This window comes from Primorskyibacter aestuariivivens (assembly GCF_028023675.1).
GTDB classification, from domain to species: Bacteria; Pseudomonadota; Alphaproteobacteria; order Rhodobacterales; family Rhodobacteraceae; genus Marinovum; species Marinovum aestuariivivens.
In genome coordinates this window covers 26218-47381 of record NZ_JAQIOZ010000006.1, presented here as the reverse complement: position 1 = coordinate 47381, position 21164 = coordinate 26218, and the positions used below count along the sequence as shown (strand labels likewise).

The window sequence follows — 21164 nt, the reverse complement described above, 5'->3', positions numbered from 1 at the left end:
TCAGGCCGCTTCCAACCCCGCTTCAACACCGGCAATCACCCGATCCACCTCACCCTCGGAAATGGTGAGCGGCGGTGACATCAGAATGTTGTTGCCTCCGATCCGCACCATGGCTCCGGCGTCATAGGCCGCTGTGTGAATACGGTTCATTGTATCCGCATCCATCGGCGTCTTGGCCCCCGCGTCCGAGACCAGTTCAACCCCGGTCATCAGCCCGTGGCCACCACGAACATCGCCAACAATATCGTAGCGCTCGGCCAAGGCGCGCATGCCCTCGAAAAGCTGGGTGCCACGCGCCGCCGCATTGGCGCGCAGGTCCAGCCGCACGGTTTCCTGCATGCAGGCCACAACCGCCGCCGCGCCCACCGGATGCGCCGAATAGGTGTAGCCATGGTAAATTGCGCCCTGTGCCGGATCTGCATTCTCAAACACATCCGCCACCTTGTCGCTCATCAGCGCCGCGCCCACCGGGAAATAGCCGCTGGTGATGCCCTTGGCGGTGGTCATCATGTCCGGCTTCACGCCCCAGTGCCGCACCCCGGACCAGTCGCCGGTGCGCCCAAAGCCGGTGATCACCTCATCCGCGATCATCAGGATACCGTGGCGATTGCAGATCTCCTGCAGCATCGGCATCAGCGTTTCATGCGGGACGATAACACCGCCCGCGCCCTGAATCGGTTCCATGATGAAGGCCGCGATGGTGGAGGGGTCCTGAAACGCGATCTCGTCCTCCATGGCCTGCGCCACCAGTTGCGCCAGCTTGGCCGGGTCGGTTTCGTTGAACGGGTTGCGATAGGTACAAGGGCTGGGGATGTGGAAACAGCCCGGCAAAAGCGGCTCATAGGCAATGCGGAACCGATTGTTGCCATTGACGGATGCACCGCCGAAATGGGTGCCGTGATAGCCCTTTTTCAGCGACAGGAACTTGGTGCGCGCGGGTTCACCCCGCAGCTTGTGATATTGGCGCGCAAGGCGCAGGGCCGTTTCCACCGCGTCGGAGCCGCCAGAGGTAAAGAACACCCGCGTCATACCATCGGGCTCAAAAAATTCACGCACCAGATAAGACGCCTCGATGGCCGCTGGGTTCGACGTGCCGAAGAAGGACGAATAATAGGGCAGCTCCTGGATCTGGGCGCTGACCGCATCCTTGATCGCCTGATTGGAATAGCCAAGGTTCACGCACCAAAGCCCGCCCACCGCGTCAACGGCGCTGTGCCCGTCGATATCGGTGATCTCCACCCCGCAGGCCGCCTTGATGATCCGGGGCGGATGGGCTTGCGCCACGCCCGGCGCCCCCATCGGATGCCAGAGGTGACGGGCATTGTTTTCACGCAGGAAGTTGTCGTCTTTCATGATGGCCTCCGGAATCAAAATTTGATCAAATTCTGGCAGGGCTTTGCGCCCCTGTCCAGCGCAGTGCCGACCGCCCGTGTCGCAAATACGATTTCGTAAGGAGATGACGACCATAAGGGCTTGATGGACAGGCAAGCCCGCCCGATATAGGGAAGTCCCATGGCCAAGAAGAAAACCACAGACCCGAATTACAAGGTGCTCGCGGAAAACCGCAGGGCACGCTTTGACTATGCCATCGAGGATGACATCGAGGTGGGTATCGTCCTGACCGGGTCCGAGGTCAAATCCCTGCGGGAAAACTCGGCGAATATTGCCGAAAGCTATGCGGCTGTCGAAGACGGCGAGTTGTGGTTGGTCAACTCCTATATCGCGCCCTACAATCGCGCCATGTTTGCCCATGAAGAGCGGCGGCGGCGCAAGCTCTTAGTGAGCCGGAAAGAGCTGTCGAAGCTTTGGGCTGATACCCAGCGCAAGGGCATGACGCTGGTGCCGCTTGTGCTTTATTTCAACCATCGCGGGCTGGCCAAGCTCAAGATCGGGATCGCCAAAGGCAAGAAGATCCATGACAAACGCGCCACCGAATCCAAACGCGACTGGAATCGTCAGAAACAGCGGCTTTTGAAGCAGAACGGCTGATCCCACGTTACGGGGAACGGCTCAGATACATTCCCGTTTCGGGCGCTCCGCGCGGTCCATAGCATCTGCGCAACCGGGGGCATTCTGTTTCCGGATCGGCGTGCAACGCGCCGGGAGAGCAAGGGGAATGGATATGGAACTCATTATCGGACTGTTGTCGGGTGCCGTTGGCGGCAACGTGGCGGGCAAACTGCTGGGCAAGATTGACCAGGGCACGCTGATCAACTCGATCTCGGGGATCGTCGGCGGCGGGCTGGGCGGCACCGTGCTGTCGATGCTGGGTGCTGGCGGCATGGCCGAGGGCGGCATGGACCTGATGGGAATCATCGGGCAGGTCGCCAGCGGCGGTGTCGGCGGCGGTGTGGTGCTGGCCATTGTCTCCGCCATTCGCGGCGCGATGAGCAAATAACCAGCGATTGCAGGCCGGGACAGGCTCTTGCACGTCCCGGCCACTTGTTTCCGCAGCGCCCCTTGAGTACAGAGAGCCAACGGCTTTTGGGGGCACTCACATGGCGCAAGACGATCCCAGGACGCTGGTCTCGACCGAGTGGCTGGCGCAACATCTCAAGAATCCGGACCTTCGCATTCTGGACGGGTCGTGGCACATGCCCGCCGAGGGGCGCGATGCACGCGCCGAATACGAGGCCGAACACATCCCCGGCGCGCGGTTTTTCGATATCGACGACGTCAGCGATGCGCGGTCCGACCTGCCGCATATGGCGGCGCCCGTCGAAAAATTCATGTCCCGCATGCGCGCGTTGGGCGTGGGCGACGGCCATCAGGTTGTCATCTATGACACGACCGGCATCTTTTCCGCCGCCCGCGTGTGGTGGAATTTCAAGCTGATGGGGCAGGACAATGTCGCCGTGCTGGACGGTGGCCTGCCCAAGTGGAAAGCCGAGGGCCGCGAGTTGGAAGACCTGCCGCCGATGATCCGCGACCGCCACATGACGGTGCGCGTGCAGAACCAACTGGTGCGTGACGTGACGCAGGTCTCTGCCGCCTCCAAGCTGGGCAGCCATTCCATCATCGACGCGCGTAGCGCCGAACGGTTCCGGGGCGATGTGCCGGAACCGCGCGAAGGGCTGCGGGCGGGACATATCCCGGGGTCGCGCAATGTGCCCTATGCCACGCTGTTCAACGACGACGGCACGATGAAAACCCCCGAAGACTGCCGCGCGGTTTTTGAGGCGGCGGGCGTGGACCTGTCGAAACCCGCGATCACGTCCTGCGGATCGGGCGTCACCGCCGCGATCCTGTCGCTGGCGCTGGAGCGCCTGGGCAAAACCGACCATTCGCTTTATGACGGCTCCTGGACCGAGTGGGGGCAGTTCCCCACCGTGCCCGTGGCCACTGGAGAGGCCTGATGTTTTCCAACCTGAAAGAACAACCTGCGGACAAGATCCTTCAGCTGATGAAGATGTACCGCGATGACCCGCGGCCCGAGAAAATCGACCTTGGCGTCGGTGTTTACAAGAACGCCGAGGGCAAGACGCCGATCATGCGCGCCATCAAGGCGGCTGAGAAAAGGCTCTGGGAAGAAGAAGAAACCAAATCCTATGTCGGTCTGATCGGCGATCCGGCCTATCGCGATGCGCTGGCCGGGCTGATCCTGGGCGACGCGGTGGCCTCTGAGAATATCGCCGGGGCGGCAACGCCGGGCGGCACCGGCGCGGTGCGGCAATGTTTCGAGATGGCCCGCATGGCCAATCCGGATCTGCGGGTCTTTGTGTCCAACCCGACCTGGCCCAACCACCTGTCGATCCTGAAATTCATGGGCCTGCCCACGATCGAATACCGCTATTTCGACAATGAGACCCGCGCAGTTGATTTCGACGGCATGATGGAGGATCTCAAGGACGCCAAGCCCGGCGACCTGGTGTTGCTGCATGGCTGCTGCCACAACCCGACCGGGGCCAACCTGAACCTGAGCCAGTGGCAGGCGGTGGTTGACCTGCTGCTCAAGACCGGGGCCACGCCGATGATCGACATCGCCTATCAGGGCTTTGGCGACGGGCTAGAGGAAGACGCGGCAGGCACGCGGCTGGTGGCAAAATCGGTGCCCGAACTCTTGATCGCGGCGTCTTGCTCGAAAAATTTCGGCATCTACCGGGAGCGTGCGGGCCTTGCCATGGCGATCACCCAGGATGCCGCGCAGACCGGGCTCAATCAGGACACTTTGGCGTATCTGAACCGCCAGAACTATTCCTTCCCGCCCGATCACGGCACCCGGCTGGTGACAATGATCCTGAATGATGCAGAGCTCAAAGCCGACTGGATGGCCGAGCTGGAAGATGTGCGACTTGGCATGCTGAAACTGCGCGAACAGATGGCAAGCGAGTTGCAGAAAGCCTCTGGTTCGGACCGGTTCGGCTTTATCGCGCAGCATCGCGGCATGTTCTCGCGGCTGGGGGCCGCGCCGGAGCTTGTTCAGAAACTGCGCGAAGAGCACGCGATCTACATGATCGGAGACAGCCGGATGAATATTGCCGGGCTCAACGAGACCACGGTTCCAATTCTGGCCAAGGCGATTGTCGACGCGGGAATCTGATCCCGCAGGACCAGACCGTCAAAGAGCAAGGGCCGCTTCCCAGGGAGCGGCCCTTGTCACATCAGATTTCAGATATCAACGGGCTCAGACCTCGCTTGGCCACGCACCATCATCGCGCCGTACCTTATGGGCGTTCCGGATTCCTGTGGATATACCTGAAATCTACCGGAAACACCGGGCCTGAGACTCAGTTCCCACTCCCGAACAGATCGCGCAGCACCTGTTCGAGAACCGTCTCGGCCACGTCCTGCACGGGGTCTCTGCCGCGTTGTGGCAGGGGTTGGGTCTGAGGTGCGGCTTTGGGTTCTGGCGGCACGATTGGCAACGGTCTGACAGGCACACCTTCGTGCACACGCACCATCGTCTCGCGCCAGATCTCGGCAGGGAGCCCGCCCCCCGTCACCTCGTTGAGCGGGGTGTTGTCGTCATAGCCCATCCAGACACCCGCCACGTAATCTGCGGTGAACCCGATGAACCATGCATCGCGTGCGGCTTGTGACGTGCCGGTCTTGCCCGCAGCCTGCCTGTCGGACAACCGGGCCCGGCGGCCCGTGCCTTCGGACACGACTTTTTCCATCATATAGATCAGCTTGCCCGCGGCTTCGCGCTGGATCACACGCTCGCCAATGCCGCCCTGGGTGTCCATGACCGGTGTGTCATCACCCAAAAGCTTCAATTCGACCAACCCGTAAGGCGTGACCGACGACCCGCCATTCAGAATACCGGCATATGCGCCCACCATCTCGATCAATGTGGATTCGGAAGCGCCCAGTGCCATGGCCGGGGTATCGGCCAGCGTGGATTCGATCCCGAAATCGCGCGCCACCTTTTGCACAAGGTCACGCCCCAGCGCCTCGCTGATCTTGACCGCCGGGATATTGAGCGAATCCTTGAGCGCCTCGGTCAAAGTGACCATACCGCGATACTTGTCGACATAGTTCTTGGGGCACCATTCGCCGGACCCGGGAATGTTCAGGCAATATTTTTCATCCCGCACCATGTCATTGGGGTCATAGCCCAGTTCCATCGCCGTGGCATACACAAAGGGTTTGAAGGCCGACCCGGGCTGACGAACCGCCTGTGTCGCGCGGTTGAACACGCCAGACACCTTGGTCTTGCGCCCACCCACCATGCCCCGCACCGCACCATCCGCAGACATGACGACAATCGCCGCCTGCGCCTTGGACGTCTTGGACACCTTATTCTCAAAGACCGATTTCATCGCCTCTTCCGCGGCAGCCTGAATGCGCTGGTCCAGCGTCGTGCGGATGATCACATCCTCGGTCGTGTTGCGGGTAAAGAACTCAGGGCCCGACGCCATGACCCAATCGGCGAAATAGCCGCCAGCCTCTGCTTCAGCGGCCTCGGACAATTCGGCCGGATTGGCCTGGGCCTGGCGCGCCTGGTCAGGTGTCAGGTAGCGCTGCTCTTCCATCAACCGCACGACCGTCGCGGCCCGCCGCTGCGAGCGTTCGAGGTTGTTGGTGGGGGCATAACGCGACGGCGCCACCAGAAGCCCGGCCAGCATTGCCGCCTCTGCCGGGTCCACCTCATTGGCGGATTTTCCGAAATAACGTTGTGAGGCTGCCTCGAACCCCCGCGCCCCTTCACCAAGGAACGCGCGGTTCAGGTAAATCGTCAGGATGTCATCCTTGGAATACTTGGCCTCCATTGCCATGGCATAGGTGGCTTCCTTGATCTTGCGCCAGAGCGACCCTTCGCGGCAGTCCTGTTCATAGGCCCGTTCGCTTTTCCACTTGGTTTCGTCATAGGCCGTGCCAAGGCACAAAAGCTTCGCGGTCTGCTGCGTGATGGTCGAGCCGCCATGACCGGAAAGCGGCCCGCGCCCTTCGCGCAGGTTGATGCGGATTGCACTGGCCACGCCGCGCGGGCTGACACCGAAATGGCGATAGAAGCGTTTGTCCTCGGTCGCCACGACAGCGTTCTTGAGATGCGGCGACACGGTTTCTGCGGTCACAATCCCGCCGAACTGATCGCCGCGCCATGCAAAAACCTCACCATTGCGGTCCAGCATCGTGACCGAGCCGCGTGCGCGCCCATCAAGCAGGTCGGTCAGCGGCGGCAGCGTGGAATAGTAGTAAAATACGCCCCCCGCCACGAGGAGCGCAATGACGGCTGTAACCGTCATGCCAATGCGCAGAAAGAGCCGCAGAATCCACCCGACAAACAGCGCGATATATCCGATGGGCCCCCGCCGAACGGGTTTCCGTGCAGGCGCTTTGCGACGCTTGCGCACAGGCTTCTTGGTCCCCGCCCCCTTGGATGCGGGCTTGGCTGAGGAATAGCGCTTGTCCGCGACAAGGCGCGGTTTGCGGCGACCGGAATCACTCATATCACTGACCTGCTCGGTACTTTTGTTTTGACCGAAAATACCCTTTATGCGCGCAGATGTAGAGGGGCGTCTCCCCAAGGCACGGTTAATTTACTGCCTATTTTTTATGCTAATCGGTTAATTTGTGCAGATTTTGTGCATTTAGCTGCACCTTGAGCGCCCAATTTCCCGGCAAAGCCTTCAAAACATCCCGTCTTCCCGGCTTTCTGCAGGTGCGAAATCCGCAGGCTCCTCCTGCTCACCGAAAGGGAAAGACGTGAAACTCATCATTGCAACGATCAAGCCGTTCAAGCTTGAAGAAGTACGCGAGGCGCTGACCGGTATCGGCGTGCGCGGCATGATGGTGACCGAGATCAAGGGCTTCGGCTCTCAGTCCGGCCACACCGAGATTTACCGCGGCGCGGAATACGCCGTGAACTTTGTGCCCAAGATCAAACTCGAAATCGTCGTCTCCGCTTCGATGGCGGATCAGGTCGTCGAGACCGTCACCAAGACCGCCCAGACGGGCAAGATCGGCGACGGCAAGATCTTTGTGCTGGATGTGGCTCAGGCCGTGCGCGTGCGTACCGGCGAAACCAACGAAGACGCGCTGTAAGCGCTGCGCGAAAGGGGATTACTCTTATGAAAACGCTACTGAAACTGGCTCCTGTCGCAGCACTTATCGCTGCACCGAGCCTTGGCCTTGCACAAGAGGCCGACGTAACGCCGCCGAACTCTGAAATCGGCTTTATCTTCACCACCTTCATGTTCCTCGTGGCTGGCTTCCTCGTCTTCTGGATGGCGGCTGGTTTTGCCATGCTCGAAGCGGGCCTTGTCCGCTCCAAGAACGTGACCATGCAGTTGACCAAGAACATCTCGCTGTTCTCGCTTGCTGCGATCTTCTACTACCTGATTGGCTACAACCTGATGTATCCGGGCGACGGCTGGTCGGTTGACGGCATTCTGGGTGCCTTTGCCTTCGCCGCGCTTGAGCCCGTTGGGCTGGCAGGGGCAGAACCTGACCTGACCTATGCCTCGGTTGGCTCGGACTTCTTCTTCCAGCTGATGTTCTGTGCCACCACCGCGTCGATCGTGTCCGGTACGCTGGCCGAACGCATTAAACTGTGGCCCTTCCTGATCTTCGTGATCGTTCTGACGGCGCTGATCTACCCGATCCAGGCATCCTGGAAATGGGGCGGTGGCTTCCTTGACGGTATGGGTTTCCTCGACTTTGCCGGTTCGACCGTTGTGCACTCGGTCGGTGGCTGGGCCGCTCTTGCTGGCGCGCTGATCCTGGGTCCGCGTATCGGCAAGTACAACAAAGACGGCAAAACCGTTCCTATCCCGGGTTCCAACCTGCCGCTCGCAACGCTGGGTACCTTCATCCTGTGGCTCGGCTGGTTCGGCTTCAACGGCGGTTCGCAGCTCTACATGGACACCGCTGGCAACGTCGCTGACATCAGCCGCATCTTCTCGAACACCAACACTGCGGCAGCAGGCGGCGCGATTGCAGCCCTGATCCTGTCCCAGGTGATGTACAAGAAGCCTGACCTCACCATGGTGCTCAACGGCGCGCTGGCCGGTCTGGTGTCGATCACCGCAGAGCCGCTGACGCCCTCGCTTGGTGCAGCAACCCTGATCGGTGCTGTCGGTGGCGCGATCGTGGTCTTCGCGGTTCCGTTCCTCGACAAGCTGAAAATCGACGACGTGGTTGGTGCCATCCCGGTGCACCTCTTCGCCGGCATCTGGGGCACCATCGCCGTGGTCCTGACCAATGGTGACGCCTCGATCGGCACCCAGCTCTACTCGATCCTCGTGGTGGGTATCTTCACCTTCGTGGTCTCGGGCGTGGTCTGGTTCATCCTCAAGTCCACCATGGGCATCCGGGTTGGCGAAGAAGAAGAGATCAACGGTCTCGACATGGCTGAACTGGGTATGGAAGCCTATCCGGAATTTTCCAAAGGCTGATGTGAGCAGCCCCTACATTCCATGACGAAACGGCCCCGGGCGTCCGCGCCCGGGGTTTTTCTTTGCCCTTTTCAGAATCGCGCATCCCCGCTACATCTGGGGGCATGAAGGACACGCCCCCCAATATCCGCGACAGATCGACCCCCGTGATCCGCCAGCTTGATGAAGCGGCGGTCAATCGCATTGCGGCGGGCGAGGTGGTGGAACGCCCCGCCTCTGCCGTCAAGGAACTGGTTGAAAACGCGCTCGATGCCGGGGCCACGCGGATCGAGATCGACATCGCCGCGGGCGGCAAAACGCTAATCCGTGTGCGCGACGATGGCTGCGGGATGAGCCCGGAGCAATTGCCGTTGGCGCTGGCGCGGCACGCCACCTCCAAGATCGACGGCAGTGACCTGCTCGACATCCATTCCTTTGGCTTCCGGGGAGAGGCGCTGCCCTCGCTGGGGGCTGTGGGGCGGCTGAACATCACGACGCGCGCGGAAGGCCAGGACGGCGCGATGATCCGCGTGGATGGCGGCGACATGGCCCCGGTCAAACCCGCCGCCTGCAATCGCGGCACCACGGTCGAACTGCGCGATCTGTTCTTCGCCACGCCCGCGCGGCTGAAATTCCTGCGCTCCGACCGGGCCGAGATGCAGGCGATCTCTGACACCGTCAAACGGCTCGCAATGGCCGAGCCTTTCGTCAGCTTCGTGCTGCGCGACGTGACCACCGAAGGCAAGGAACGGGTGAGCTTCCGTGCCGACGCCGAGACCGGCGATCTGTTCGATGCGTTGAAAGGACGGTTGCGCCAGATTCTGGGGCGTGAGTTCAGCGAAAACGCCGTGCCGCTGGATGCCGAGCGCGAGGGGCTGCACCTGACCGGGTTTGCCGCGCTGCCCACCTATTCGCGCGGCTCTGCCGTGGCGCAGTATTTCTTCGTCAATGGCCGCCCGGTGCGCGACAAGCTGTTCATCGGCGCGATGCGCGGGGCCTATGCCGATTTTCTGAGCCGCGACAGGCACCCTTCCGTGGCGCTTTTCATCGACTGCGATCCGCATCTGGTGGACGTGAACGTACACCCCGCGAAATCCGAGGTCCGGTTCCGCGATCCGGGGCTCGCGCGCGGGCTGATCATCTCGGGGCTTCGCCATGCGCTGGCCGAGGCCGGGCATCGCGCGTCCACCACGGTGGCCGGTGCAACGCTGGGCGCGATGCGTCCTGAACCCGTGGGCCAACCGCGCATCTACCAGATGGACCGCCCCTCCCTGCTCGCACGCGAGGCCAGTTTTGCCGCGCAAGCCCCCGGTTTCAGCGAGATGACCGAGAGCTACAGCGCGCGGGTTGAGCCGGTCCGGACCGACGACACACCGCAAGAGCTTGAAGAGCGCCCCTTGGGGGCCGCGCGGGCGCAGGTGCATGAAAACTACATCATTGCCCAGACCGGGACCGGCATCGTGATCGTGGACCAGCACGCCGCCCATGAACGGTTGGTCTATGAACGGCTCAAGACCCAGATGGCCGACACCGGCGTTGCCGCGCAGGCCCTGCTGATCCCCGAAATCGTCGAACTGTCCGACATCGACGCAGCTCTGCTCCTGGAACACTCCGAAGCGCTGCATGATCTGGGCCTGACCATCGAACCTTTTGGCGGTGGCGCTGTTGCCGTGCGCGAGACCCCGGCCATTCTGGGCGAGGTGAATGCCGAAGCGCTGATCCGCGATATCCTTGATGAATTGCATGATCTGGGCCAATCCGGCCAGCTGCGCGAACGCATTGATGCGATCCTGTCGCGTGTCGCCTGTCACGGCTCGATCCGCTCGGGTCGTCGGATGCAGGCCGAGGAAATGAATGCGCTCCTGCGCGAGATGGAGGCCACGCCCCATTCCGGCCAATGCAACCACGGGCGGCCCACCTATGTGGAACTGAAGCTCTCTGACATCGAAAGGCTGTTTGGCCGCACATGATCACCATTGGCGACACATCCTATTCCTTCAGCGATCCGCTGGTTCTGGCCGCTCTCGGCGGGGCGATCTTGGTCCTTCTGATCCTTGCCCTGCTCATCACCGCCGTGCGCGCAGCGGGTCGGTCCGCGCAGGCGGTCGAGCCGCTGGCCCATCAGCTTGGATCCCTGGGCCAGCGTGTGCAGGCGTTGGGCGAGGGACAGGAACGGCTTTCGGGCGGCTTGCATCACGTGTCGGAAGCGCAGGCGCAAAGCCAGATCAAGATGTTGCAGATGATGGAACAGCGGCTGGCGGATGTGCAGCAGCATATGAATGAAAACCTGCATGGCTCGGCCCGGCGCACGGCCAAGAGCCTTGGGGAATTGCAGGAGCGGCTTACCGCCATCGACAAGGCGCAGGACAATATCACCAAACTGTCTGGCGATGTGCTGTCCCTTCAGGACATCCTGTCGAACAAGCAGACGCGCGGGGCCTTTGGCGAGATCCAGCTCAATGACATCGTCTACAAGGCCCTGCCGTCAGACAGCTACACGATGCAAGCAACACTATCGAACGGCAAACGCGCCGATTGCCTGATCCATCTGCCCAATCCGCCTGGGCCGATCGCCATCGACAGCAAATTCCCGCTGGAAGCCTATGAGGCGCTGCGCCGGGCCGACAGCCCAGAGCGATTGCAACGTGCCGCCCAACAATTGCGCGTTTCACTGCGCAAGCACATCAAAGACATTGCCGGAAAATACATCATCGACGGCGAAACTGCCGACGGAGCATTGATGTTCCTGCCCTCCGAGGCGGTCTATGCCGAGCTGCACGCCAATTTCCCCGAGATCGTGCGCGAAGGTTTTGCCGCGCGGGTCTGGATCGTGTCGCCCACCACCTGCATGGCCACGCTGAACACCATGCGCGCGATCCTCAAAGACGCCCGCATGCGCGAACAGGCGGGCGCAATCCGCCGCGAACTGGGGTTACTTTTTGCCGATGTGGATCGGCTGAGCACGCGGGTCGAAAACCTTGACCGGCATTTCCATCAGGCGTCCAAGGATATCTCGGACATCAAGATCAGCGCCGACAAGGCCGGACGCCGCGCCCGCAAGCTTGACAATTTCGATTTCGAGGAACTGGCTCCGGACGAAGCGGACAAGGTTGTCCCCCTGTCCAAACCCTGATCAAATCCGCAGGAAGGGTTGCGCCAGACGCGGCAGCAGCCCGCGGAATTTCAGCGGAGCATCAGTCACAGCGAGACAAATGCAGTCCGCGCCGATATCGGCAACCGGTGTATGCTCGTCCGCTTCGGTCGCCACTTCGATATCTCCGGGACCGAAATAATCCTCTTCGTCAAAGAACGCACCACGCAGCACCAATGTCAGTTCCGTCCCGTTATGGCCATGATCCGGCACGGCCGTGCCCGCCGGAATATAGAGCAGCCGCGCGGACGCCTCTTTGCTGGTCTCCAGAATGGCCTGTTTCACGCCCATGCCAACCGGCTTCCATTTCACGTCATCGAGAGAGCCAGAAATGTAATCTGCCAGCGGTGCCGGCACGTCGGCTGCGCGCGAACTTGTGGCTGCGACAGGTGCCGCCGGGCCATCCTGTTTGATCATCGCAAGCGTGTCGGCCAGCGCCTGTGCGCTCATCTCAACCGTTTCACACTGCTCCAGCACGGTGCCACCCACGGCGTCGTAGCTTTCCACCGCGGCGCGGCAGGCATCACACATCGACACATGTGTTGCGATGGCAAGGTTGAACGCCTCGGGCAACGTGCCCGCGGAATACCCCATGATCAGCTCATCCGTCAGGTGGTGTTTGATCTGTTTCATCATCTTGGTTTTCACTTCATAGCATGGCGCAGACGGTCCAGCGCCAATCGAATTCGGGATTTGATCGTGCCAAGCGGGAGCCCCGTCACCTCGGCGATCTCGGTATGCGACATGTCGCCGAAATAAGCTTTTTCAACGAGGTCGCGTTGTTTTTCCGGAAGCTCGGACAGCGCGCGCCCCAAAGCTTCGGTTTCCTGCTGCATGACAAGCACGTCGCTCTGCTCCGGCTCGACTTCCGGACCCCAGGGCAGATCCTCTGGCTCGGGTCGCTTTTGCTTGCGCAAATGGTCGATCTTCTTGTTCCGAGCCACGGTAAAGACCCAGGTTGACACGCTTGCGCGCGACGGATCGAACAGATGCGCTTTCTGCCAGAGTGTCGCCATGACCTCCTGCGTGCATTCCTCCGCGATCGTGGCGTCACCTCCACCGCGCATCAGAAATGATTTCACGCGTGGTGCGAAATGCGCAAACAGCTCGGCAAATGCCGTTTCATCCTTGTGATCCCGTATGCGTGTCACATGGTCCACCCACGCGGGTTTGGTGTTTGGTTCGGTCATCGCAACATGCTTTTTCCCTGTCCCCTTCCGACACTTAACAGCATTACTGGCCCGGGAGGGAGGCGGCAGATTGTCTAACGTTTCCGAAATGTCCAGAACTTCCAACATGTGAGGTTTACGCGGGCGCGTGCTGGATGGATCACTCGAACGGCAAAAATCTTTTTCATCCGGACGCAGGCGCGTTCCGTAACAAGCAGGAACGACAAAATGGACTGGACCCCGTATGCCTTTTGACCCTGCCCCCGCCTCGCATCGTCGTATCGCCGTCGTCGGAGGAGGTATTTCCGGAATGGGGGCCGCACACGCCCTGGCCGATGATCATCATGTAACACTCTTCGAGGCAGAAGCGCGTATTGGCGGGCACGCCCGCACCGTCGTCGCGGGCCGCAATGGTGATCAACCGGTAGACACGGGTTTCATCGTTTTCAACTATGCCAACTACCCCTCATTGGCGGCTCTGTTCGATGAGCTGGATGTGCCGGTCTGCAAAAGCAATATGAGCTTTGCCGCCTCGTTGAGGGGGGGAGATTTCGAGTATGGGCTTGAAACCCTGGCCGCCACGTTTGCCCAAAAACGCAATCTGGTGAACCCCAGGTTCCTTGGCATGGTCCGCGATATTTTCCGTTTCAACGCCAAAGCGCTTGATGTCGCGCAGGATCGGACCTTGCCGCTGAGCGCCTTTCTCAAGGAACTGGGCACCGGGGATTGGTTCCGGGACTACTACCTGTTGCCCCTGTCCGGGGCGATCTGGTCCACGCCGGTTGAAAAAATTCTGGATTTTCCGGCGCATGCGATGATCCAGTTTTTCGAAAACCACGCGCTGCTGCACCATACCGGGCAACATCAGTGGTACACCGTTCAGGGCGGATCACAGGCCTATGTCACACGGCTGGAGGCAGCTTTGCGCCGCAAGGGGACCGATATCCGCACCCGGGCACCGGTACAGACGGTGCGCCGCGATGGACCGGGCGTGCAACTGCGCGCCTGGGGTGGTGAATGGGAACATTTCGACGAGGTCATCTTTGCCACGCATTCGGACGACACCCTGTCGCTTCTCGCCGACCCGAGCGAGGAGGAACGCGCCGTGCTGGGCGCCATCGGTTATCAGGACAACGACATCACGCTGCATGCAGACGAGAGCATCATGCCCAAACGGCGGCAGTGCTGGTCCTCGTGGAATTATGCCGAAGACAAGACCATGGCCTCGGACCGGATCGACCTGACCTATTGGATGAACAAGCTGCAACCGATCCCCAAGGATGATCCAATGTTCGTGACGCTCAACACGCGCCGCGACATCCGCGAAGAGCTGATCTATGATCGCGTTACGCTGCGCCACCCGGTCTATGACCTTGCCGCGCTCGCCGCGCAGGACCGGGCGCGCGCCATGAACGGAACAAACAACACGTGGTTCTGTGGCGCATGGATGAAAAACGGGTTTCACGAGGACGGGCTGAGCAGCGCTCTGGACGTGGCGACACGCCTGCGTGCTGTGCAAAAGCCGATGATTGCCGCGCAATGACACCGGCCGAACATATCGTCGGCCATACCTGGCACGGGCGCAAGGGCGCGATCAAAAACGCCTTTCGCTATTCCGTCGATTACGTGCTGCTCGACGCCGAACAAGAGGTCGCGGCCCCATCGCTCTTCAAGCGAAACGGTTCCGGCGTTGTTTCGCTGCATGATCGCGACCATGGCGGCGCGCCGGGCGATGGCGCGGGGGCCGTATGGGCGCGGGAGGTGCTGAAAAACTATCAGATACCACAGGACGGGCCCCTGCTCCTTTTGGCGCAGCCACGCGTGCTGGGCCATGTATTCAATCCGGTCAGCTTCTGGCTGGCGCATGACGCGCGGCACAACCTGCGCGCCGTGATTGCCGAGGTCACGAACACCTTTGGCGACCGCCACAGCTATCTGTGCCACCGCCCCGATCACGGCCCCATCGGGCCTCATGACCGGGTACAGGCGCACAAAATCTTTCATGTCTCGCCGTTCCAGCCCATCGAGGGCGACTACGCCTTTCGTTTCGACATCACGGACAGGCGTATCGGGATCTGGATCGACCTGACTCATTCCGGCGGTGGTGTCACCGCCACGCTCACCGGTCGGCGCGCGCCAATGACCAATCGGGGGCTGCTGGGCATGCTGCTGCGCCGCCCGTTTGGCTCGCGTCGCGTACTGGGCCTGATCCACTGGCAAGCGCTCAAACTCTGGTGGAAGGGAGCAAACTATCGCACGCGCCCATTGCCGCCCACAGAAGACGTTTCAAGGTAGCGCATAATGCGGAACTGGACCGGAAAACGCTATTGGCTGGTGGGAGCGAGCGAAGGGCTGGGGCAGGCGCTGGCGCACCGAATGAGCAAGGCGGGCGCGCATCTGATCCTGTCGGCGCGCTCCGAAGACAAGCTGACCGCCCTGTCCAACGCGCTGCCCGGCCCGTCCGAGGTGGTGCCCTGCGATGTAAGCGATCAATCCTCGGTCGAAGCGGCGGCGCGCCAGGCCGGGGCCATTGATGGCCTCGTTTATCTTGCCGGGGTGTATTGGCCGCAACCCGCACAGGAGTGGCAGGCCAAAGAGGTCAACGCCATGTGCGACGTGAACTTTACCGGCGCGGCGCGGGTGCTGTCGCAGGTGGTGCCGGATATGGCAGACCGTAATACGGGGCATATCGTGCTGACCGGATCGCTTTCGGGATTTCGGGGCCTTCCCGGAGCCACGGGCTATGCCGCGTCCAAGGCTGGCGTCATGGCCATGGCCGAAAGCCTCTACGCCGACCTGCACAAGACCGGCGTTCAGGTCCAGTTGGTCAACCCTGGCTTCATCAGAACCAGACTGACCGAAAAAAATGATTTCGCGATGCCCTTTATCATGGAGTCCGCGGACGCAGCCGACATCATGTTCCGTCACATGGAATCGAACCGATTCAAGAAAAGCTTCCCCACGCTCTTTTCATGGGTGTTTCGCGGCTCGCAATTCCTGCCCGACTGGCTCTATTACCGGCTCTTTGCGTAAGATCAAAGACTCTTGCCTGACGCTTGACCAATGCTACCCTCACTTGGACAGGAGACGCGAAGATGTTGGAAATATCCGGACACAAGGTTGCGCAGGTCATTCTGATGGCCCGCGAACTGGGCCGCGCCGAAGGCGAATTGCGCGGCTTTCTCGAACGGTTGAACGAGGAAGAACAGACGTCGCTCGTGGCCGTGATGTGGATTGGTCGCGGCGCGTTTGAACCCGAGGACCTTGAAGAGGCGATTCGCACCGCGCAGGCCGAGGCCACGACGCCGACGGCTGATTACCTGCTGGGCACACCGCATCTGTCGGACAATCTCGAAGCGGGGCTTGACGCGCTGGGGATCTCCCCCACCGAGGAAGAAGACGCGTTGATGGGCCGGGTCTGACACCCAGCCATCGGTTTTCTTAGCCTGCGGATTTCAGATCCCGGATCATGGCGTCGATATCGCCCTTGCGCCGGTCGATCATCGCGCCGATTTCCGCGCGCTCGGTCAGCAATAGGTTCACGCCCTCGATCTTCATGTTGAAGAACAGGTCACGTCCCGACCGGTCGGAAACCATGAAATCGAGCGCAAAAGGTGCCTCGCCGCGCAGATGCGCAGTGCAGTTCACCTCATAAAAGCTCTTGACCTGCTTGACGCCGTTCACCTCGATCCGACCGCCAATGAATTCGCGGAACCGGGCACCGTACTTGCGCGAAATATAGCTGGAAAACACCGATTGGAATGCGCGTTTCTGCGCCGCAGTGGCGCGCCGCCCATCCACCCCAAGCGCATACAAAGCAATGGTCGGAACATCACCATAGCGGTTAAAAATACGTTCGAAATCCGCATACATCGCGGTTTGCGACTTGCCCGAGGCGATCACGCGGTTGATCTCACCCACCAGCTTGTCGACAAGGTTTTTGGCACGCGCGGTCGTCAGCGCGAATGCTGGAAGCGCCGGGGCAAATATCGTCGCGCCAACGCCGGCCAGAGCTGTTCCGAGAAAGGATCTGCGTTCCATAATCTTACTCTCCATAAAGGTCTTCATACGGGTCAATTTCTTCGGCCTGCGCCGCGTCGCTGCCGATTTCGTGCCGCCGGTTCTGCAGGTAGAGCAAGCGCGTCTGAATATAACTGTCCGCACTATCATACAGAATGGAATCGACTGTTGAAGCAAATCGCCCGCGTTGCCCGACCCTCGCAACAATCCGCGTACCGGTGAGGTAATAGGATTCCGGCGCAGGGATCAGCCGCGTCGGATTGATGACGAAATCCACCACACGCCCAAAGGCGTCGCGCTCGGTGCTCGGGCCCAGCAGCGGCAATTCAAGATAGGCCCCCTCTGGCACACCCCAGACCGCAAGCGTCTGGCCGAAATCGGCATCATCCTCATTGATGCCGAATTCCCGTGCCACATCGAACAGCCCGGCAAAACCCAGCGTGGAGTTCAGGCCAAACCGGATCGTGTTGCGGAACGCGCCTTCCAGATCGGCCTGCAAAACCTGGTTCACGACAGCACCGGGAACCGACAGGTTGCCCGCGAAATTGCTGACCATCTCCTGCGCCGGTTCGGGCACGGATTCAGCATAGGACACGGCAACCGGGCGCAGCACGTTCTTATCGAATTTCTTGCTGCTTTCGTGAACCTTGCGGTTCTGCGCCTCATAGGGATCAAAGATTCCGTCTGGCGCATCACCCGGTCCGGGTGTTGTGCAGGCAGCAAGCGCAACAAGGGCCAATCCGGCGATAATCCGGCGGGCCGATGCAATCGGCGAGTGGAGGAGAGTTTCGGGCAGCACTGGCAATCTCAATTCGTTAGCAATAAATGACATGTAGTGATTTCAGCGTCAAAGCCCATGGGCCGCATCAGGTTCACACATCTCTGTGACCCAATGGCGACACAGTAGGACGATGTCTGCTAATAGCATAGTAGCATAGCATCTCGTTTTTGAGGTATTTCAATAGCATGGATACGCGCGCAAAACAGGCCGGGCTGACTGAACTGCGCAAAGCGCGGCGCGAAAGCCGTGGATATTACTGGGCCGTTGGCCTGTTCAGCCTGTTTGCCAACCTGCTGATGCTGACCGGCCCGCTTTACATGCTGCAGGTCTATGACCGCGTCCTGTCCAGCCGGTCCGAGGCCACGTTGGTGGCCTTGTCGCTCATCGTCGTCTTTCTCTATGGCATCATGGCGCTCTTGGACCTCACGCGGGGGCGCATCATGGGGCGTGTCGGGGCGCGGTTTCAGGCTCGGCTTGATGACCGGGTGTTCAACGCGTCTCTCAGCCGAACAGCAACGCGGCAGGACGAATCCGCGGCCACCGGGCTGCGCGATCTGGAATCGGTGCAGCGGTTTCTGACGTCGCCGGTGCTTATCGCGTTTTACGATCTGCCCTGGACGCCGTTCTTCCTTGCCGGAATTGCATTATTCCACCCCTGGCTGGGGTTTCTCGCGGTTGGCGGCGGCGCGGTGCTGGTCGTGATCGCGCTGATTTCCCAGCAGATGCAAAAGGGGCCAACCACAGCCTATGGCCGCGCGGCGTTTCAATCCGAAAGCATGGCCGGAAAACTCCGCGCCGAGGCCGAGATGGTGCAGGCCATGGGCATGCGCAATGCCGCGCTGACGCGTTGGAAAAAATCCCGCAACGAAACCCTGAGCGGTCAGTTGCGCGTCGCGGATGTCAGCGGCGGCTTTACCTCGCTGACGAAATCGCTGCGCCTGCTCCTGCAATCGGCGATGCTGGGGCTTGGGGCCTGGCTGGTTCTGCGCGGGGAAATGACCCCGGGCGCGATGATTGCGGGCTCTATCCTGCTGGGTCGGGCGCTGGCCCCGATCGAGTTGGTGATTTCGCAATGGGGCGTTGTGCAACGTGCCCATCAGGGTTGGCATTCGCTTGCGGAACTGCTGGGCAATGTGCCGCCCGACATGCCACGCACCGAACTGCCCAAGCCACGGGCGCGACTGGATGTGCAGAATCTGACCGTGATTGCCCCCGGCGAACAACAGGCGGCGTTGCGCATGATCAGCTTCGATGTCCATCCGGGGCAGGCCATTGGCGTGATCGGCCCGTCGGGTGCCGGGAAATCATCACTGGCCCGAACCCTGACCGGACTCTGGAAACCGGCATCGGGGCGTATCCGGCTGGATGGGGCCACGCTGGAGCAATATGACCCGGAAAAGCTTGGCCAGTATATCGGCTACCTGCCGCAAAAAGTGGAGCTTTTTGACGGCACCATTGCGGAAAACATTGCCCGGCTGTCGCCCAACCCGGATGCCGACAAGGTGGTCAAGGCCGCGCAGATGGCCGCCGCGCATGAGATGATCCTCAAACTGCCCGGCGGCTACGACACCCGGCTGGACGGCCATGGCAGCCGATTGTCCGGCGGCCAGATGCAGCGCATTGGTTTGGCCCGCGCGCTTTATAACGACCCGGTCCTGCTGGTTCTGGATGAACCCAACTCCAATCTCGACAACGAGGGCAGCAACGCTGTCAACTCGGCCATCCGCAAAGTGAAGGAAGAGGGCGGGTCAGTTCTGATCATGGCGCACCGCCCCGCCGCGATTCAGGAATGCGACAAGCTGCTGGTTCTGGATCAGGGCGCACGCGTCGCCTTTGGCCCGCGGGATGAGGTTCTGGCCAAAACGGTGCAGAACGCGGCGCAGCTTAAACGCCCGCAATCGGGGGGCATCCATTGACCACGCCAAGCTTCCCTCTGCGCGGCCCGGTCATTCTGGGCATCCTGTCGCTGGCATTGCTTCTGGGCGGTTTCGGGGCCTGGGCCGTGCTCAGCCAGATCTCCGGCGCAGTGATTGCCAGCGGCCAGATCGAGGTGGAACGAAACCGACAGGCGATCCAGCACCCGGACGGAGGAGTGGTGGCCGAACTGACCGTGGACGAAGGTGATACAGTCGCTAAGGGTGACGTTCTGATCCGGCTCGATCCAACGCTCATGCGCTCGCAGCTTGTCGTCGCCGAGGATCAGTATCACGAGGTCCTGGCCCGCCGCGGCCGGCTTGAGGCAGAGCGGGACGAACGGTCCGAACCCGAGTTTTCCGATGTCCTGACCGTTCGCGCCTCGACCGATCCGGATGTCGCCGATCTGGTCAATGGCCAGACACGGCTCTTTCACGCGCGGCAGGAATCGCTTGCCCGCGAGACCGAGCAATTGCGCAAACAGGCCGAGCAGATCACGGTCCAGATCTCCGGGATCGAAGCCCAGCAATCCGCCCTTCAGGAACAACTTGCCCTGATCGAAGAAGAACTCGTCAATCAGCAAAGCCTGCTGGACAAGGGTCTTGCCCAGGCCTCGCGCGTGTTGGCCTTGCGGCGGCAAAAGGCACAGCTTGCGGGACAATCCGGGGAACTCACCTCGCAAAGCGCACGGGCCCGCGGGCGCATTGCCGAGCTTGATATCGCGATCCTGTCGCTGCAATCGCAGCTTCGCGAACAGGCGATCACCCAGCTGCGCGACCTTCAGGTCCGCGAACGCGAGCTTGCCGAAGAGATCTACAGCCTGCGCGACCGGCTGAGCCGCATGGATATCCGCGCACCGGTCTCGGGAGTGGTCTACGGCCTTGCAATTTTCGGTCGCGAAGCGGTGGTGCGCCCGGCCGAACCGCTGATGTTCCTTGTCCCGCAGGACCGTCCGCTGCTCATCGCCGCACGGGTCGCGCCGATCAATATCGACGAGCTGGATGTGGGGCAGGATGTGCTGCTGCGCTTCACCTCGCTGGATCAGCGCAACACACCCGAAATCACAGGTGAGGTCACCTCGCTCTCGGCGGATGCTTTCGTGGATGAAGCAACCCGGCTGTCTTATTACCGGGCCGAGATTACCATGCGTCCCGGCGAGATCGAAAAGCTGCCCAGTGGCACCCGCCTGATCCCCGGCATGCCGGTCGAAGCCTTTGTTCAGACCGGCGAACGCTCGCCCATCGCCTACCTGATGAAGCCGCTGGCCGACTATTTCGCCCATGCCTTCCGCGAAAGCTGACGGCTCTTGC

At 61.2% G+C, this 21164-nt stretch carries 20 protein-coding genes; 14 read left to right on the top strand and 6 right to left on the bottom strand.

Annotation, left to right across the window (positions count from 1 at the left end):
• Complete coding sequence (locus PGB28_RS07570) at window positions 1-1353, bottom strand: aminotransferase class III-fold pyridoxal phosphate-dependent enzyme (protein ID WP_271420901.1); 1353 nt, start codon at window positions 1351-1353, stop codon at window positions 1-3.
• Between the two features lie 159 nt (window positions 1354-1512).
• Here PGB28_RS07570 and smpB point away from each other — a divergent pair, with 159 nt between their 5' ends.
• From smpB to PGB28_RS07550, 4 genes are all read left to right on the top strand, one after another.
• Complete coding sequence (smpB, locus tag PGB28_RS07565) at window positions 1513-1989, top strand: SsrA-binding protein SmpB (protein WP_271420900.1); 477 nt, start codon at window positions 1513-1515, stop codon at window positions 1987-1989.
• Window positions 1990-2122: 133 nt separating this feature from the next.
• On the top strand, window positions 2123-2398 hold the full coding sequence (locus PGB28_RS07560; RefSeq protein WP_271420899.1) for a hypothetical protein: 276 nt from the start codon (window positions 2123-2125) through the stop codon (window positions 2396-2398).
• A gap of 100 nt (window positions 2399-2498) precedes the next feature.
• Window positions 2499-3356, top strand: coding sequence for a 3-mercaptopyruvate sulfurtransferase (sseA, locus tag PGB28_RS07555; RefSeq protein ID WP_271420898.1), 858 nt, complete (start codon window positions 2499-2501; stop codon window positions 3354-3356).
• A complete protein-coding gene (locus tag PGB28_RS07550; protein ID WP_271420897.1) occupies window positions 3356-4540 on the top strand; it encodes an amino acid aminotransferase in 1185 nt (394 codons plus the stop codon). The genes sseA and PGB28_RS07550 overlap by 1 nt, the downstream gene beginning before the upstream one ends.
• Before the next feature lie 187 nt (window positions 4541-4727).
• Here PGB28_RS07550 and PGB28_RS07545 read toward each other — a convergent pair whose 3' ends face one another.
• On the bottom strand, window positions 4728-6893 hold the full coding sequence (locus PGB28_RS07545; RefSeq protein ID WP_271420896.1) for a transglycosylase domain-containing protein: 2166 nt from the start codon (window positions 6891-6893) through the stop codon (window positions 4728-4730).
• 256 nt (window positions 6894-7149) lie between these two features.
• On the opposite strand from PGB28_RS07545, the gene PGB28_RS07540 reads away from it, so the two are divergent.
• From PGB28_RS07540 to PGB28_RS07525, 4 genes are all read left to right on the top strand, one after another.
• Window positions 7150-7488, top strand: a complete 339-nt coding sequence (locus PGB28_RS07540; RefSeq protein ID WP_271420895.1) for a P-II family nitrogen regulator — start codon at window positions 7150-7152, stop codon at window positions 7486-7488.
• A gap of 26 nt (window positions 7489-7514) precedes the next feature.
• The gene (locus PGB28_RS07535; RefSeq protein WP_271420894.1) at window positions 7515-8840 is read left to right on the top strand and encodes an ammonium transporter; all 1326 of its coding nucleotides are present in this window, start codon (window positions 7515-7517) and stop codon (window positions 8838-8840) included.
• 104 nt (window positions 8841-8944) lie between these two features.
• Window positions 8945-10789 (top strand): DNA mismatch repair endonuclease MutL, encoded by a 1845-nt coding sequence (mutL, locus tag PGB28_RS07530; RefSeq protein WP_271420893.1) that lies wholly within the window; start codon window positions 8945-8947, stop codon window positions 10787-10789.
• Complete coding sequence (locus PGB28_RS07525; RefSeq protein WP_271420892.1) at window positions 10786-11952, top strand: DNA recombination protein RmuC; 1167 nt, start codon at window positions 10786-10788, stop codon at window positions 11950-11952. The genes mutL and PGB28_RS07525 overlap by 4 nt, the downstream gene beginning before the upstream one ends.
• Here the strand turns inward: PGB28_RS07525 and PGB28_RS07520 are convergent, their stop codons facing one another.
• Together PGB28_RS07520 and PGB28_RS07515 are read right to left on the bottom strand one after the other, a co-directional pair.
• Window positions 11953-12606 (bottom strand): ChrR family anti-sigma-E factor, encoded by a 654-nt coding sequence (locus tag PGB28_RS07520; RefSeq protein ID WP_408636229.1) that lies wholly within the window; start codon window positions 12604-12606, stop codon window positions 11953-11955.
• Window positions 12607-12614: 8 nt separating this feature from the next.
• Complete coding sequence (locus tag PGB28_RS07515) at window positions 12615-13160, bottom strand: sigma-70 family RNA polymerase sigma factor (RefSeq protein WP_271421175.1); 546 nt, start codon at window positions 13158-13160, stop codon at window positions 12615-12617.
• A 223-nt stretch (window positions 13161-13383) separates the two neighbouring features.
• Here PGB28_RS07515 and PGB28_RS07510 point away from each other — a divergent pair, with 223 nt between their 5' ends.
• The 4 genes from PGB28_RS07510 (at window position 13384) to PGB28_RS07495 (ending at window position 16561) form a co-directional block, all read left to right on the top strand.
• Window positions 13384-14682 carry an NAD(P)/FAD-dependent oxidoreductase gene (locus tag PGB28_RS07510; protein ID WP_271420890.1) on the top strand — a complete coding sequence of 433 codons (1299 nt, stop codon included), beginning with the start codon at window positions 13384-13386 and terminating at the stop codon, window positions 14680-14682.
• The gene (locus PGB28_RS07505) at window positions 14679-15434 is read left to right on the top strand and encodes a DUF1365 domain-containing protein (RefSeq protein ID WP_271420889.1); all 756 of its coding nucleotides are present in this window, start codon (window positions 14679-14681) and stop codon (window positions 15432-15434) included. Before PGB28_RS07510 ends, PGB28_RS07505 begins: the two co-directional genes overlap by 4 nt.
• Window positions 15435-15440: 6 nt before the next feature.
• Window positions 15441-16172, top strand: coding sequence for an SDR family NAD(P)-dependent oxidoreductase (locus tag PGB28_RS07500; RefSeq protein ID WP_271420888.1), 732 nt, complete (start codon window positions 15441-15443; stop codon window positions 16170-16172).
• A 62-nt stretch (window positions 16173-16234) separates the two neighbouring features.
• Window positions 16235-16561 carry a DUF3775 domain-containing protein gene (locus tag PGB28_RS07495; RefSeq protein WP_271420887.1) on the top strand — a complete coding sequence of 109 codons (327 nt, stop codon included), beginning with the start codon at window positions 16235-16237 and terminating at the stop codon, window positions 16559-16561.
• A 19-nt stretch (window positions 16562-16580) separates the two neighbouring features.
• Here PGB28_RS07495 and PGB28_RS07490 read toward each other — a convergent pair whose 3' ends face one another.
• Together PGB28_RS07490 and PGB28_RS07485 are read right to left on the bottom strand one after the other, a co-directional pair.
• The gene (locus tag PGB28_RS07490) at window positions 16581-17180 is read right to left on the bottom strand and encodes an MlaC/ttg2D family ABC transporter substrate-binding protein (protein WP_271420886.1); all 600 of its coding nucleotides are present in this window, start codon (window positions 17178-17180) and stop codon (window positions 16581-16583) included.
• Between the two features lie 4 nt (window positions 17181-17184).
• A complete protein-coding gene (locus PGB28_RS07485; RefSeq protein ID WP_271420885.1) occupies window positions 17185-17991 on the bottom strand; it encodes an MlaA family lipoprotein in 807 nt (268 codons plus the stop codon).
• Window positions 17992-18125: 134 nt separating this feature from the next.
• On the opposite strand from PGB28_RS07485, the gene PGB28_RS07480 reads away from it, so the two are divergent.
• Together PGB28_RS07480 and PGB28_RS07475 are read left to right on the top strand one after the other, a co-directional pair.
• A complete protein-coding gene (locus PGB28_RS07480; RefSeq protein WP_271420884.1) occupies window positions 18126-19856 on the top strand; it encodes a type I secretion system permease/ATPase in 1731 nt (576 codons plus the stop codon).
• Window positions 19853-21154 (top strand): HlyD family type I secretion periplasmic adaptor subunit, encoded by a 1302-nt coding sequence (locus PGB28_RS07475; protein ID WP_271420883.1) that lies wholly within the window; start codon window positions 19853-19855, stop codon window positions 21152-21154. The genes PGB28_RS07480 and PGB28_RS07475 overlap by 4 nt, the downstream gene beginning before the upstream one ends.
• Window positions 21155-21164: the final 10 nt, after the last annotated feature.

Bases quoted from the DNA above. Each gene is read 5' to 3' on its own strand.
- PGB28_RS07570 (WP_271420901.1), bottom strand. From the start codon at position 1,353: ATGAAAGACGACAACTTCCTGCGTGAAAACAATGCCCGTCACCTCTGG.
- smpB (WP_271420900.1), top strand. From the start codon at position 1,513: ATGGCCAAGAAGAAAACCACAGACCCGAATTACAAGGTGCTCGCGGAA.
- PGB28_RS07560 (WP_271420899.1), top strand. From the start codon at position 2,123: ATGGAACTCATTATCGGACTGTTGTCGGGTGCCGTTGGCGGCAACGTG.
- sseA (WP_271420898.1), top strand. From the start codon at position 2,499: ATGGCGCAAGACGATCCCAGGACGCTGGTCTCGACCGAGTGGCTGGCG.
- PGB28_RS07550 (WP_271420897.1), top strand. From the start codon at position 3,356: ATGTTTTCCAACCTGAAAGAACAACCTGCGGACAAGATCCTTCAGCTG.
- PGB28_RS07545 (WP_271420896.1), bottom strand. From the start codon at position 6,893: ATGAGTGATTCCGGTCGCCGCAAACCGCGCCTTGTCGCGGACAAGCGC.
- PGB28_RS07535 (WP_271420894.1), top strand. From the start codon at position 7,515: ATGAAAACGCTACTGAAACTGGCTCCTGTCGCAGCACTTATCGCTGCA.
- mutL (WP_271420893.1), top strand. From the start codon at position 8,945: ATGAAGGACACGCCCCCCAATATCCGCGACAGATCGACCCCCGTGATC.
- PGB28_RS07525 (WP_271420892.1), top strand. From the start codon at position 10,786: ATGATCACCATTGGCGACACATCCTATTCCTTCAGCGATCCGCTGGTT.
- PGB28_RS07520 (WP_408636229.1), bottom strand. From the start codon at position 12,606: ATGATGAAACAGATCAAACACCACCTGACGGATGAGCTGATCATGGGG.
- PGB28_RS07515 (WP_271421175.1), bottom strand. From the start codon at position 13,160: ATGACCGAACCAAACACCAAACCCGCGTGGGTGGACCATGTGACACGC.
- PGB28_RS07510 (WP_271420890.1), top strand. From the start codon at position 13,384: ATGCCTTTTGACCCTGCCCCCGCCTCGCATCGTCGTATCGCCGTCGTC.
- PGB28_RS07505 (WP_271420889.1), top strand. From the start codon at position 14,679: ATGACACCGGCCGAACATATCGTCGGCCATACCTGGCACGGGCGCAAG.
- PGB28_RS07500 (WP_271420888.1), top strand. From the start codon at position 15,441: ATGCGGAACTGGACCGGAAAACGCTATTGGCTGGTGGGAGCGAGCGAA.
- PGB28_RS07495 (WP_271420887.1), top strand. From the start codon at position 16,235: ATGTTGGAAATATCCGGACACAAGGTTGCGCAGGTCATTCTGATGGCC.
- PGB28_RS07490 (WP_271420886.1), bottom strand. From the start codon at position 17,180: ATGGAACGCAGATCCTTTCTCGGAACAGCTCTGGCCGGCGTTGGCGCG.
- PGB28_RS07485 (WP_271420885.1), bottom strand. From the start codon at position 17,991: ATGTCATTTATTGCTAACGAATTGAGATTGCCAGTGCTGCCCGAAACT.
- PGB28_RS07480 (WP_271420884.1), top strand. From the start codon at position 18,126: ATGGATACGCGCGCAAAACAGGCCGGGCTGACTGAACTGCGCAAAGCG.